The sequence below is a fragment of the Streptomyces sp. NPDC050121 genome (assembly GCF_044460385.1).
Classification (GTDB): domain Bacteria; phylum Actinomycetota; class Actinomycetes; order Streptomycetales; family Streptomycetaceae; genus Streptomyces; species Streptomyces soliscabiei.
This window is the reverse complement of record NZ_JBITJV010000039.1, coordinates 66,659-79,498: the sequence shown is the minus strand read 5'-3', so window position 1 is coordinate 79,498 and position 12,840 is coordinate 66,659. Positions and strand designations below refer to the sequence as shown.

At 69.9% G+C, this 12,840-nt stretch carries 11 protein-coding genes and 1 pseudogene; 3 read left to right on the top strand and 9 right to left on the bottom strand.

The features are described 5' to 3' along the window. The first annotated feature begins 120 nt into the window (after positions 1-120). Positions 121-408 carry a hypothetical protein gene (locus ACIBTS_RS39610; RefSeq protein ID WP_399325531.1) on the top strand — a complete coding sequence of 96 codons (288 nt, stop codon included), beginning with the start codon at positions 121-123 and terminating at the stop codon, positions 406-408. Here ACIBTS_RS39610 and ACIBTS_RS39605 read toward each other — a convergent pair. Continuing rightward, positions 394-726, bottom strand: a complete 333-nt coding sequence (locus ACIBTS_RS39605) for a metal-sensitive transcriptional regulator (RefSeq protein ID WP_319676568.1) — start codon at positions 724-726, stop codon at positions 394-396. The two genes, ACIBTS_RS39610 and ACIBTS_RS39605, sit on opposite strands and share 15 nt — an antisense overlap. A 215-nt stretch (positions 727-941) precedes the next feature. Between ACIBTS_RS39605 and ACIBTS_RS39600 the strand changes: the two genes are divergently transcribed. After that, positions 942-1,562: a DUF47 domain-containing protein gene (locus ACIBTS_RS39600; RefSeq protein ID WP_399325499.1), complete on the top strand. Its 621-nt coding sequence runs from the start codon at positions 942-944 to the stop codon at positions 1,560-1,562. 7 nt (positions 1,563-1,569) lie between these two features. After that, on the top strand, positions 1,570-2,568 hold the full coding sequence (locus ACIBTS_RS39595; RefSeq protein ID WP_079661379.1) for an inorganic phosphate transporter: 999 nt from the start codon (positions 1,570-1,572) through the stop codon (positions 2,566-2,568). Positions 2,569-2,920: 352 nt separating this feature from the next. On the opposite strand, the gene pstB is transcribed toward ACIBTS_RS39595, so the two are convergent. The 8 genes and pseudogenes from pstB to ACIBTS_RS39555 all read right to left on the bottom strand — a co-directional run bounded on the left by pstB (position 2,921) and on the right by ACIBTS_RS39555 (position 12,737). Next, positions 2,921-3,697, bottom strand: a complete 777-nt coding sequence (pstB, locus tag ACIBTS_RS39590; protein WP_079661380.1) for a phosphate ABC transporter ATP-binding protein PstB — start codon at positions 3,695-3,697, stop codon at positions 2,921-2,923. A 41-nt stretch (positions 3,698-3,738) separates the two neighbouring features. After that, a complete protein-coding gene (gene pstA, locus ACIBTS_RS39585) occupies positions 3,739-4,803 on the bottom strand; it encodes a phosphate ABC transporter permease PstA (RefSeq protein WP_399325496.1) in 1,065 nt (354 codons plus the stop codon). Continuing rightward, the gene (gene pstC, locus ACIBTS_RS39580) at positions 4,800-5,819 is read right to left on the bottom strand and encodes a phosphate ABC transporter permease subunit PstC (protein WP_399325494.1); all 1,020 of its coding nucleotides are present in this window, start codon (positions 5,817-5,819) and stop codon (positions 4,800-4,802) included. Before pstC ends, pstA begins: the two co-directional genes overlap by 4 nt. A gap of 144 nt (positions 5,820-5,963) precedes the next feature. Further along, positions 5,964-7,097 carry a phosphate ABC transporter substrate-binding protein PstS gene (pstS, locus tag ACIBTS_RS39575; protein ID WP_399325492.1) on the bottom strand — a complete coding sequence of 378 codons (1,134 nt, stop codon included), beginning with the start codon at positions 7,095-7,097 and terminating at the stop codon, positions 5,964-5,966. A gap of 278 nt (positions 7,098-7,375) precedes the next feature. Then, a pseudogene (locus ACIBTS_RS39570) lies at positions 7,376-7,783 on the bottom strand (NUDIX hydrolase); the annotation flags it as partial. A gap of 217 nt (positions 7,784-8,000) precedes the next feature. After that, positions 8,001-9,182: a CHAD domain-containing protein gene (locus ACIBTS_RS39565; protein WP_399325491.1), complete on the bottom strand. Its 1,182-nt coding sequence runs from the start codon at positions 9,180-9,182 to the stop codon at positions 8,001-8,003. Next, complete coding sequence (locus ACIBTS_RS39560) at positions 9,163-11,520, bottom strand: RNA degradosome polyphosphate kinase (protein WP_399325489.1); 2,358 nt, start codon at positions 11,518-11,520, stop codon at positions 9,163-9,165. Before ACIBTS_RS39560 ends, ACIBTS_RS39565 begins: the two co-directional genes overlap by 20 nt. Before the next feature lie 212 nt (positions 11,521-11,732). Beyond that, a complete protein-coding gene (locus ACIBTS_RS39555; protein WP_399325487.1) occupies positions 11,733-12,737 on the bottom strand; it encodes a hypothetical protein in 1,005 nt (334 codons plus the stop codon). Positions 12,738-12,840: the final 103 nt, after the last annotated feature.

The following is a 12,840-nucleotide window of genomic DNA, read 5'->3' as shown; positions in this document are numbered from 1 at the left end:
CCCCGCTCGGAGCGGACAGATTCAGCCACAGGGTGGGCACAAGGACTAGCCCGTCCGTGCCATGCGCGCGGTGTATAGCGCTCCCTACTCTAGGAAGCCGGTGACGGCAGAGACGAGGTGATGCGCGTGGCTCCGGGCGGCGGTACGGCAGTTCAGGACCACGTGGCCCTCGCCGAGATCGAGCTGTGCGGAGAGCTGATCATCGCGGCCTCGGCCGCGGGTGAGGAACGGCTCAGTCTGGAGAGCATCGATCAGGTGCTGCGGGTGGGGGAGGAGCAGGTCGAGGAGCCGGCGCGGGCCCGCGAGAGGGCAGGGGAGAGGGAGCAGGGGCGGGAGAAGGCGGGGGAGAGGGAGCGCGATCGGGCGGCGCGTGGGGAGCCCGGGTCCGGTGGGTCAGGTGCGCAGTAGGCGGCCGATCGCCTTGGTCGCTTCCTCCACCTTCGCGTCGATCTCGTCGCCGCCCTTGACTGCCGCGTCGGCGACGCAGTGGCGCAGGTGCTCCTCCAGGAGCTGCAGCGCGAAGGACTGCAGGGCCTTGGTGGAGGCGGACACCTGGGTGAGTATGTCGATGCAGTAGGTGTCCTCGTCGACCATGCGCTGCAGGCCGCGGATCTGGCCCTCGATGCGGCGCAGGCGCTTGAGGTGCTCGTCCTTCTGCTTGTGGTAGCCGTGGACCTGTCCCGTTCCGGGGGCGGGGGCTTCCGTGCCGGCCTCGGTGGTCGTCATCCTGTCCTCCAGCGCTCCAGCTCCAGACCCATACCCCTACTGGGTATATGGTACCGAACTTCGGCGGGTATACGGCCCCAGCAGGGACTTCGTCGGTCGCCCCCCTGCCGGTCGCTCTCCCTCATGGGTGACACTGGGGGGCGGCCCGTTAGTCGTGGCCGGATGATGCGCCTAGCATCAGCCTGACCGAAACCGATGCATCTTGAGGACCCCACGTGCGATTTCGTCTGACCCCCAGGGAGACGAGCTTCTACGACATGTTCGCCGCATCCGCGGACAACATCGTCACGGGCTCGAAACTCCTGATGGAACTGCTCGGGGCGGACCCCGCCAGCCGGGCCGAGGTCGCAGAGCGTATGCGGGCCGCGGAACACGCAGGTGACGATGCCACGCATGCGATCTTCCACCAGCTGAACTCCTCGTTCATCACGCCGTTCGACCGTGAGGACATCTACAACCTCGCGTCCTCCCTCGACGACATCATGGACTTCATGGAGGAGGCCGTCGACCTGGTCGTCCTCTACAACGTGGAGGAGCTGCCCAAGGGGGTCGAGCAGCAGATCGAGGTGCTGGCGCGGGCGGCGGAGCTGACGGCCGAGGCCATGCCGAACCTGCGGACCATGGAGAACCTCACCGAGTACTGGATCGAGGTCAACCGGCTCGAGAACCAGGCCGACCAGATCCACCGGAAGCTGCTCGCGCATCTGTTCAGCGGCAAGTACGAGGCCATCGAGGTGCTCAAGCTGAAGCAGATCGTGGATGTGCTGGAGGAGGCCGCCGACGCCTTCGAGCACGTGGCCAACACGGTGGAGACCATCGCGGTCAAGGAGTCCTGAGCACTTCATGGACACCTTTGCTCTGGTCGTGACCATTGGCGTCGCGCTCGGATTCACTTATACGAACGGTTTCCACGACTCGGCGAACGCCATTGCCACGTCGGTTTCGACGCGGGCGCTGACGCCGCGCGCCGCGCTGGCCATGGCCGCTGTGATGAACCTCGCCGGCGCCTTTCTGGGGAGTGGCGTTGCGCACACCGTCAGCAAGGGGCTGATCGAGACTCCCGACGGGTCGAAGGGGATGGGGATTCTGTTCGCCGCGTTGATCGGGGCGATCGTGTGGAATCTCGTCACGTGGTACTTCGGGTTGCCCTCGTCGTCGTCCCACGCGCTGTTCGGGGGCATGGTGGGCGCCGCGCTCGCCGGGGGCACGGATGTCATCTGGTCCGGGGTGCTCGAGAAGATCGTCATTCCGATGTTCGTCTCGCCGGTGGTGGGGCTTGTCGTCGGCTATCTGGTGATGACGGCTATTTTGTGGTTGTTCCGGCGGGCCAATCCGCACAAGGCGAAGCGGGGCTTTCGGATAGCTCAGACCGTTTCTGCGGCGGGGATGGCACTGGGGCATGGTCTGCAGGACGCGCAGAAGACGATGGGCATCGTGGTGATGGCGTTGGTCATCGGCGATGTTCAGGGGGCCGACGATCCGATTCCGGTGTGGGTGAAGATCGCTTGTGCGGTGATGCTGTCGCTGGGGACGTATGCGGGTGGGTGGCGCATCATGCGCACGCTTGGGCGGAAGATCATTGAGCTTGATCCGCCGCAGGGGTTCGCGGCGGAGACGACCGGTGCGTCGATCATGTTCACCACGGCGTTTCTGTTCAAGGCGCCGATTTCCACGACGCATGTGATCACTTCGGCGATCATGGGTGTGGGGGCGACGAAGCGGGTCAATGCCGTGAGGTGGGGAGTCGCGAAGAACATTGTCCTGGGGTGGTTCATCACCATGCCGGCGGCTGCGGTGGTCGCGGCATGCGCGTTCTGGCTAGTGAACTTGGCGTTCCTGTAGCCCTCCTGCCCACCCACCCGACTCGGTAGGTCGAAGGGTCACCCAGCACCCCGGGGCCGCGCGTCACTGCGGCTCGGTGGGGCGAGGGGGTACCTACCCCACCCCCGGCGGGGACTGCGTCCCCTGCAGCCCGCCCCGGGGTTCGTCTGGTCCCGCACCGGTAGAAATACCCTCGCTTCGCTGTCTCTTGCCACCGGCGGAGCCGGCCCCCCTCTCACCCCCCGGTGAAAAATCCCCACCCCCCGCCCGCCCGCCGGAGGTAGACGTGAGCCCGCCCCCTGGGAGCCAGGGGGCGGGCTCTTTGCGTCCTCGCGGTGGCACCGCCATGCAGCACCGCGAGGGGTTTGGGGGTTTAGCCGAAGCGGCCGGAGATGTAGTCCTCCGTGGCCTGGACCGACGGGTTGGAGAAGATGCGCTCCGTCTCGTCGATCTCGATCAGCTTGCCGGGCTGGCCGACCGCGGCCAGGTTGAAGAAGGCCGTGCGGTCCGAGACACGCGCCGCCTGCTGCATGTTGTGCGTCACGATGACGATCGTGAAGCGTTCCTTCAGCTCGCCGATCAGGTCCTCGATGGCGAGGGTGGAGATGGGGTCGAGGGCCGAGCAGGGCTCGTCCATCAGCAGGACCTTCGGTTCCACCGCGATCGCCCGCGCGATGCACAGCCGCTGCTGCTGGCCGCCGGACAGGCCCGAGCCGGGCTTGTTCAGGCGGTCCTTGACCTCGTTCCAGAGGTTCGCGCCCTTGAGGGACTTCTCGACGACGTCCGCCAGCTCGCTCTTCTTGTAGCTGCCGTTCAGGCGGAGACCCGCGGCCACGTTGTCGAAGATCGACATCGTGGGGAAGGGGTTGGGGCGCTGGAAGACCATACCGACCTCACGGCGGACGGACACCGGGTCCACGCCGGGGCCGTACAGGTCCTCGTCGTCCAGGAGCACCTTGCCCTCGACCCGGCCGCCGGAGGTCACCTCGTGCATACGGTTCAGCGTGCGCAGGAACGTCGACTTGCCGCAGCCGGAGGGGCCGATGAAGGCCGTCACCGAGCGCGGTTCGACCGTCATCGAGATGTCCTCGATCGCCTTGTGGGCGCCGTAGTAGGCGGTCAGTCCGCTTACGTCGATTCGCTTGGCCATGATTTCTACTTCACTTCCCGATCAGTCGCTGTATGGCCGCGTCAGCGACCGGTCTTCGGGGCCTTCCAGCGGGCGATGCCGCGGGCCACCAGGTTCAGGATCATCACGAAGGCGATCAGCGTGAGCGACGCCGCCCAGGCACGGTCGTAGGCCGCCGTCGAACCCGCGCTCTGCGCGTACTGCTGGTAGATGTACAGCGGGAGCGACGCCTGCGCACCCTCGAAGGGGTTGTTGTTGATGAACGGGTTGCCGAAGACCAACAGCAGCACCGGAGCCGTCTCGCCCGCGATACGGGCGATCGCCAGCATCACGCCCGTGATGATGCCTCCGATCGACGTCGGGACTACCACCTTCAGGATCGTGCGCCACTTCGGGACGCCCAGGGCGAGAGACGCCTCGCGCAGCTCGTTCGGGACCAGCTTCAGCATTTCCTCTGTCGAGCGTACGACGACCGGCATCATCAGGATCGCCAGCGCCAGCGAGCCGGCGAAGCCGAACGGCTGCATGTCCAGCATCAGCATGAGGCTGAGGATGAACAGGCCCGCGACGATGGACGGGATGCCGGTCATGACGTCCACGAAGAACGTGACGGCCTTCGCCAGCTTGCCGCGCCCGTACTCCACCAGGTAGATCGCCGTCAGGATGCCGACCGGGGCGCCGATCGCCGTGGCGAGGCCCACCTGCTCCAGGCTGCCGATGATGGCGTGGTAGATGCCGCCGCCGGGCTCGGAGTCGGCGACCACGCCCATCGAGTGGGTGAGGAAGTAGACGTCGAGGACCTTCGTGCCGCGCTGGATCGTCGTCCACAGCAGGGACACCAGCGGGATGACCGCCAGGATGAACGCCACCCAGACCAGGCTGGTCGCGACCCGGTCCTTCGCCTGGCGCTTGCCTTCCACCTTCGCGGCGATGCCGTATGTGCCGAAGACGAAGAGCAGGCCGGCGATCAGACCCCACTGGACCTTGCTGTCCAGGCCGCCGACGAGGCCGATGAGGATCGCGAGGGCGATCGAACCGCCGGCGATGGCCCAGGGGGACCAGCGCGGGAGGCTGGCGCCGCGGAGCGTGCTGGGGGCCTTGTCTGCTACTGCTGCTGTGTGGCTCATGCGTTGGCCCCCGAGTACTCCGCGCGCCGGGCGATGATCATGCGTGCCGCGCCATTGACCAGCAAGGTGATGACGAACAGGACCAGACCGGAGGCGATGAGCGCGTCACGGCCGAACTCCGTCGCCTCGTTGAACTTGCTGGCGATGTTCTGGGCGAAGGTGCCGCCGCCCGGGTTGAGCAGGCTGGCGTGGATGTCGAAGTCGGGAGACAGGACCGTGGCCACCGCCATCGTCTCGCCCAGTGCGCGGCCGAGACCCAGCATCGACGCCGAGATCACTCCGGAGCGGCCGAAGGGGATCACCGACATGCGGATGACCTCCCAGCGGGTGGCGCCGAGCGCCAGGGCCGCCTCCTCGTGCATCTGCGGGACCTGGCGGAACACCTCGCGGCTGACGTTGGTGATGACCGGCAGGACCATCACGGCCAGCAGGACGCCCACCGTGAGCATCGAGCGCGGGGCGCCCTCGTCCCAGGAGAAGACGCCGGTCCAGCCGAAGTAGTCGTTGAGCCAGCCGAACAGACCGTCCATGTGCGGTACGAGGACCAGGGCGCCCCACAGGCCGTACACGATGGACGGCACGGCGGCGAGCAGGTCGATCACGTATGCGATCGGGCCGCTCAGCCTGCGCGGGGCGTAGTGCGTGATGAACAGGGCGATGGCCACCGCGATCGGAACGGCGATGACCATGGCGATGATCGACGAGACCACCGTGCCGAAGGCCAGGACCGCGATGCCGAACTTCGGCGGGACGAGGCCGGTGTTCCACTCGAAGGTAGTGAGGAAGTTGGCGTCGTCCTTGCTGATGGCGAGGTAGGCCCGGTAGGTGAGGAAGGCCGCGATGGCGGCCATGATCACCAACAGGAAGATGCCCGAGCCGCGGGAGAGCGCCAGGAAGATGCGGTCACCGGGTCGGGTGGCGGCGCGGGCCGCGCGCTTCTGCTCGGCGGTCGCGGCCGGCGGGACCGTGGGGGGAGGGGTGTCGTCCGTGTCTGACTTCTGCGTCGATATGTCCATGGGGGTCTCCGGTCTGCGGAGCCGCCTCGCGGATGTGTGGGCGGCTCGGGTGGGGCCGGGTTTGCGGACGGCCCCTGGCGGCGGTGCACCGGACGGGTGCGGTCCGGACCGGGGGCTCCCCGGTGCCGGACCGCACCGCTCAGATCAGCTCAGGCCCTCGATGGTGGTGCGGACCTTGGAGATGATGGCGTCGGGGATCGGCGCGTAGTCGATGCCCGAGAGGATGCCCTGGCCGTCCGTGCTGGCGATGTAGCGCAGGAACGCCTTGGTGGCGGGCAGGGTGGCGGCCTTGTTGCCCTTGTCGCAGACGATCTCGTACGTGACCAGGGTGAGCGGGTAGGCGCCGTCGGCCTTGGTGTTGTAGTCCAGCTTCAGCGACAGGTCGCTGCCGGTGCCGACGACCTGCGCGGCGGCGACGGCCTTGGTGGCGCCGTCGGAGGAGGCCTTCACCGGGGCCGCGGCGCCGGTGTTGACGGCGACGGTGCCCAGACCGTCCTTGGCGTACGACAGCTCCATGTAGCCGATCGCGCCGGGGGTCGACTTGACGCCCTGGGCGACACCGGAGGAACCGGCCGCGGACTGGCCGCCCTTGGCCTGCCAGGCCTTGCCGCCGGAGTAGGGCCAGTCGGTCTTGGCGGCGGCGATCAGGTACTTGGTGAAGTTGTCCGTGGTGCCGGACTCGTCCGAGCGGTGGTACGGCTGGATCTTCTGGTCGGGCAGCTTGGCGGTCGGGTTCAGCTTCTTGATCGCCGCGTCGTTCCAGTTGGTGATCTTGCCGTTGAAGATCTTGGCGATGGTGGAGGCGTCCAGGACGAGGTTGTCGACGCCCTCGACGTTGTAGGCGACGGCGATCGGGCCCGCGACCATCGGCAGGTCGATGCCCTGGCCGCCGGAGCAGACCGACTTCGACGCGGCGACGGCGTCGTCCTTCAGGGCGGAGTCGGAGCCGGCGAAGGCGATCTGACCCTGCGTGAACGCGGTGACGCCCGCGCCGGAGCCGGAGCCCTTGTAGTTGACCTGGACGCCGTTGCAGGCCTGCGTGAAGTTCTTCACCCAGGCGTCGATCGCGTTCTTCTGCGCGGAGGAGCCGTCGGCGAGGAGCTGGCCCTTGGCGTCGTCGCACTTGATGGACCCGGCGGCGGCGGTGGCGGAGGACGAGCTGCTGCTGCCACTGCTGGAGCCGGTGTCGTCGGAGCCGCACGCCGTGAGGGCCAGGGCGCCGGAGACGGCGAGAGCACCGAGGGAGAGAGCCCGCCGGTTCATGCGCTGAAGCTTCACTTGGGGAAGATCCTTCCTGGAGCCGCCGTCCTGAATTCGGCGGCGTGCGGACTGTGCGAAGTCTGGTCGGAACGGACGTGACCGCCTGGGTCGCGCACCGCACCGCGTAAGGCCGAAATTAGGCAGATCAGGTGAAGGCGCTTACGGGCGCGGGTGAACGGCGGGTGAACCCCTGGCGGCGGTGCGGTTAGGTCACGGAACGCTCACGTCGAGGACACGGCCCGGTTCCGGCGGCCACCCGATCCTCCGTCCCTGTCCTGCCGGGTCCTCCGCCTCCGTCATGCCAGGTGGAGAACGTCCAGCAGGGCGTCCACGAGCGTGCGGTCCCTCGGCTGGGTCAGCCGGTCGCGGGCGGCCTGCGGCGCGAGCCAGAGGACCCGGTCGACCTCGTGGTTCGGCGTGAACGTGCCGGAGACGGCCTCGGCCGCCCAGTAGTGGACCTGTTTGGGACGGCCGTTCGCCTCGTACTCCATGGTGGGCAGCCGGGCGCCGGGCGCGGCCCGGTGGCCCGTCTCCTCCTCGACCTCCCGCAGCGCGCCCGCGAGCGGCTCCTCACCGCGTTTCAGCTTCCCCTTGGGGTGCGACCAGTCGTCGTACTTGGGGCGGTGAACGAGGCACACCTCCAGTTCACCCCCCGACGGGGAGCGCCGCCACAGCACGCAGCCGGCGGCCCGGACGACGGTGTCGGTGAGGCCGGCTGTTTCAGTGGGGCCAGCTGTTTCAGTGGGGCCAGTGGTGTCGGTCGGGTTGCTGGTGTGGCTCGGGTCGGTGGTGCCAGTGGTGTCGGTGGTGCCAGTGGTGTCGGTGGTGCCAGTGGTGTCGGTGGTGCCAGTGGTGTCGGTGGTGTCGGTGGTGCCATCGGGATTCTTCGCCGTGCTCATCCGGTACTCACCGCCTGGTGGCTCAGGGTGTGCCGATCGTCTGCTTCTGCCAGGAACGTTGGAACGCGTACCGCGCCGCCTCCACCTCATGCCGCTGGTCGGCGTGCAGCACCCCGAGCGCGTACGCCGTCGCCGGCGCGATCCGGGGCGTACGGGCCGCCTGGGCCGCCGCGGACGCCGCCTCCGAGGCGTCGCGGTGCCGGTCGAGGGCCTGGCCGGCCGAGAGCAGGCGGACTTCCAGTGGGGCGCCGCGGCCGTGCACGACCTCGCAGGCGTACCGGTGCAGGCGCAGCAGCAGACGGACCTGGTGCCAGGGCGCGTCCTGCGGATGCGGGGCCGGCTCCGGGGAGAGGCCGTGGATCAGGGCCTCCGCGTTGTACGGGCTGCCCGCGGTGACCAGCGGGAGCGCGGCGACCGCGTCGGACAGGCGCTCCTCGGCCGCCCCGGCGAGCGGGCGCAGGTCGGTCGTGGGGGCGACGGGGGTGAGGGGGACCTCGCTGGCGAGGACGGCGACCTGGTCCGCGACGGCGTGGAAGCGGGAGGAGCCGAGGGCCTGCAGGGCGGTGGAGTGGGCCCGGGTGCGGGCGAGGGTGAGCTGACGGTCCAGCAGGGCGCCCGCCTTCGCCGCGCCCACGGTCAGGTTGCCGCGGTCCGGGACCGCCGTCGGCCGATGGGCGGCGGCCCGGTCGGCCACCCGGTCGGCCACCCGGTCCGCGGCCCGGTCGGTGGCCCGGCCACCCGCGCTCCGGCCGGCCGGCTGGGCCGGTACGGGCGTCGGCGCGGGCGCCGGTGCCGGCGTCGGGGCGGTGCCCGACAGCCGGTTCAGCGCCAGCAGCAGCCGCTCCAGCCGGGCCCCGTACGCGTGCTCCAGGGCCAACGTGCCCGACAGCCAAGCCAGTTCGGGGCGGATGCCCTCCGACCACTCGGCGTCGAGGAGCGGCCGGAAGGTGTGCAGACTGCCGCTGATGCGGCGGGCCGAGCGGCGCAGGGCGCGCACCGCGTCGACGCGCTCCTGAGCGCCGCCCGCGGTGCCGTTCGCCGCGCCGCTCGACGAGCCGTTCGCCGTCGCGCCCCCGCTCTCGCGGTGCAGGCGCAGGGCGCGCAGGAATTCCGTGGCCTGGTCACGGAGGTAGCCCGCGAGGGCGTCCCCCGTGGTCACGGGCCCGGCCTGGGGGTCCGTCAGGTCATGGTGTCGCTGTGCCACGCCGGCGCCTCCGCGCGTCTATGAGCATCTCCTGGATGTTGCGCAGGGGCGCACCGTCCGTGTCCGTCGCGTGCCGGATCCAGTCGCCGTCCGGGCCGAGGTGCCAGGAGGCGGTGGAGTCGGACATACCGGTCTCCAGCATCCGGTTCAAAGACGCCCGGTGGGCCGGGTCGATGACCCTGACCAGGGCCTCGATACGCCGGTCGAGGTTGCGGTGCATCATGTCGGCGCTGCCGATCCACACCTCGGGCTCGCCGCCGTTGCCGAAGCCGAAGACACGGGAGTGTTCGAGGAAGCGGCCGAGTATCGAGCGGACCCGGATGTTCTCCGACAGCCCCGGCACGCCCGGGCGCACCGCGCAGATGCCACGCACCCACACATCGACCGGCACGCCCGCCTGGGACGCGCGGTAGAGGGAGTCGATGAGCGCTTCGTCGACGATCGAGTTGACCTTGATGCGGATGTGCGCGGGACGTCCGGCGCGGTGGTGCTGGACTTCCTTGTCGACGCGCGAGATCAGGCCGTCGCGCAGCGACTTGGGGGCGACGAGCAGCCTGCGGTAGGTCTCGCGGCGGGAGTAGCCGGAGAGCCGGTTGAACAGGTCGGAGAGGTCCGCGCCGACCTGCGGGTCCGCGGTGAGCAGACCGAGGTCCTCGTAGAGCCGGGCCGTCTTGGGGTGGTAGTTGCCGGTGCCGACGTGGCAGTAGCGGCGCAGGGTGTCGCCTTCCTGCCGGACCACCAGCGACAGCTTGCAGTGCGTCTTCAGGCCGACCAGGCCGTAGACGACGTGGCAGCCGGCCTCCTCCAGCTTGCGCGCCCACTTGATGTTGGCGTGCTCGTCGAAGCGGGCCTTGATCTCGACCAGGACGAGGACCTGCTTGCCGGACTCGGCGGCCTCGATGAGCGCGTCGACGATCGGGGAGTCGCCCGAGGTCCGGTACAGGGTCTGCTTGATGGCGAGGACGTCCGGGTCGGCGGCCGCCTGCTCCAGGAAGGCCTGGACGGAGGTGGAGAAGCTGTCGTAGGGGTGGTGCAGGAGCACGTCCCGGGAGCGCAGCGCCGCGAAGACGTCGGGCGCGGACGCCGACTCGACCTCGGCGAGGTCGCGGTGGGTGCCGGCGATGAACTTCTTGTACTTCAGCTCGGGACGGTCGAGGCCGTGGATGCGGAAGAGACCGGTGAGGTCGAGGGGGCCGGGCAGCGGGTAGACCTCGGCCTCGGAGATCTTCAGCTCGCGTACCAGCAGGTCCAGCACCTCGCGGTTGATGGACTCCTCGACCTCCAGGCGCACCGGCGGACCGAAGCGACGCCGCATGAGTTCCTTCTCCAGGGCCTGCAGGAGGTTCTCGGCGTCGTCCTCCTCGACCTCGAGGTCCTCGTTGCGGGTGAGCCGGAAGGCGTGGTGCTCCAGCACCTCCATGCCCGGGAAGAGCTCTTCCAGGTGCGCGGCGATGACGTCCTCGATGGGGACGTAGCGGCCGGGAGAGCTCTCCAGGAAGCGGGAGAGCAGCGGCGGCACCTTGACGCGCGCGAAGTGCGGGTGGCCGCTGACCGGGTTGCGCACGACGACCGCGAGGTTCAGGGAGAGCCCCGAGATGTACGGGAAGGGGTGCGCGGGGTCCACGGCGAGGGGGGTGAGCACGGGGAAGATCTGGTGCCGGAACAGCGTGAAGAGGCGGGCCTGCTCCTTCTCCGTCAGCTCGCTCCAGCGGACCAGGTGGATGCCCTCCTCCGCGAGGGCGGGGGCGATGTCCTCGTGGTAGGTCGCGGCGTGCCGGGCCATGAGCTCGCGCGAGCGGGCCCAGATCATCTCCAGCACCTCGCGCGGCTGGAGACCGGAGGCGGAGCGGGTGGCGACGCCGGTGGCGATGCGGCGCTTCAGTCCGGCCACCCGGACCATGAAGAACTCGTCCAGGTTGCTGGCGAAGATGGCGAGGAAGTTCGCGCGTTCGAGGAGGGGGGTGTTCGGGTCCTCGGCGAGCTCCAGGACCCGCTCGTTGAACGCGAGCCAGCTGCGCTCCCGGTCGAGGAAACGACCCTGGGGCAGCTCGGGCCCGTCGTACGGCGACTCCTCGTAGGCGTCGAGGTCCGCGTCGATGTCGGGTTCCAGGTCGGAGACCGCGGCCGACACGGTGTGCGGGCGGTGCGCGGCTATGGAGCCCACTGAGGGCTGTGCGTGCTGGACCTGTGCCGTGGCGTCTGACTGGCTCATAAACCCATTCTTCCGCGCCAGCAGCGTGACAGGCGCGTCGGAACGTGCGGGCGGGATCGCGGCGGACCCTTTGGGGGGCTGATCCCCCTCGGGGGGCGGCGAAGGCTCGGGCACGGCGGGGTTCATTCAGCGAGCGTCGCAAGGTCATCTGAACCGACGGTTACGGCGACATGGCGTGCGGGATATCGGGGGGCGGCTCGCGGGGGTGTCTCGCGGGTGTCTCGCGGTGTCTCGTGGGGTGGCGCGGAGGGTGCTCGCGGGGTGGCGGCCGGGAAACGCAAGGGGTGCGTACGTCCTTCCCCCCGTGGAGGGACGTACGCACCCCTGGGCTCGCGGGTTCAGGCGGTGCGGCGGCGCAGCAGCCAGAAGGCGGCGGCGGTCACGGCGGCCGTGAGGGCGAGCACGATGCCGGTCTCCACGAGGTGGAGCGGCCAGTAGTGGGACTCGGGGTGGTAGGTCAGGTACGAGCCTTGGACGCCCAGGTCGTCGAGGCAACCCTGCGTCCTGGCGGTCGAGCCGCCGTAGCACCGGGTGACGTCGAGGTCCCGGACATGTCGCCCGTGGACGACGGCGCCGCTCTCCACCACCCACGCGGACGCGGGATAGTCGAGCTCCTCGGGCGACGCGGTGATGGTCACGGCGGGCCAGAAGGACGCGCGCAACTGCGCCACGATGTAGCCGAGCAGCCCGGTCGCGGCCACGGAGACGGCGAGGGCGGGCAGTGCACGGCGTGTCAGGAGCGCGGTGACCGCGCCGACGGCGAGGGCGCACAGGGCGTACGCGACGGTGGCCGGGCCGCGGGAGAGGTACGCGTCGTCGGACATCCAGCCGTGGTACTGCGGGTCCTGGGTGGCGCTCCAGGCCCAGCGGTACACGAGGACCAGGGCGGTGGCGCCGACGGTCACGACGAGCGCGGGGACGGCCAGCTTGGCGGCCAGCCAGCGGGCGGGGGAGACGCCCTGGGTCCAGGCCAAGCGCGTGGTGCCGCTCTCCAGCTCGCGCCCGACCAGCGCGCCGCCCGCGTACGCGGCCACGGCGAGGAAGAGGTATGAGGTCAGCAGGCCGATCCAGTCGACCGACGCGCTGTGGCCGACCCAGTCGATGGCGCTGTCGCACAGGTCCTGGCCCGCACGGTCACAGGCCTCCGCGGCGGCGCGCGCGTCCCTGTCGGCGGCCTCGGTGGCCCATACCAGCCAGCCGCACAGGACCACCACGAGGCCGGCCCAGACGACGAGGGCGGCGCGGTGCACGCGCAGCACCGTGCGGGCGGTGCCCCAGGCACGGGGCAACGGTCCGGGCCGGCCGACGGTGGCACGCCGGCTCGCATCGACGGCGGTGGTCATACGGGGTTCTCCTGGCTGGAAAGGAGGGGTGTCAGGTGGGGGTGGTGGCGGGTGCGGGCGGTGGGCGGGGCTCCGGGCCGCGTCCGGGCGCCGCCGGGGGCGG

Bases quoted from the DNA above. Each gene is read 5' to 3' on its own strand.
- ACIBTS_RS39605 (WP_319676568.1), bottom strand. From the start codon at position 726: ATGACGACCACCGAGGCCGGCACGGAAGCCCCCGCCCCCGGAACGGGA.
- ACIBTS_RS39560 (WP_399325489.1), bottom strand. From the start codon at position 11,520: ATGAACCCCGCCGTGCCCGAGCCTTCGCCGCCCCCCGAGGGGGATCAG.
- pstA (WP_399325496.1), bottom strand. From the start codon at position 4,803: ATGAGCCACACAGCAGCAGTAGCAGACAAGGCCCCCAGCACGCTCCGC.
- pstB (WP_079661380.1), bottom strand. From the start codon at position 3,697: ATGGCCAAGCGAATCGACGTAAGCGGACTGACCGCCTACTACGGCGCC.
- pstC (WP_399325494.1), bottom strand. From the start codon at position 5,819: ATGGACATATCGACGCAGAAGTCAGACACGGACGACACCCCTCCCCCC.
- ACIBTS_RS39555 (WP_399325487.1), bottom strand. From the start codon at position 12,737: ATGACCACCGCCGTCGATGCGAGCCGGCGTGCCACCGTCGGCCGGCCC.
- ACIBTS_RS39595 (WP_079661379.1), top strand. From the start codon at position 1,570: ATGGACACCTTTGCTCTGGTCGTGACCATTGGCGTCGCGCTCGGATTC.
- ACIBTS_RS39610 (WP_399325531.1), top strand. From the start codon at position 121: ATGCGCGTGGCTCCGGGCGGCGGTACGGCAGTTCAGGACCACGTGGCC.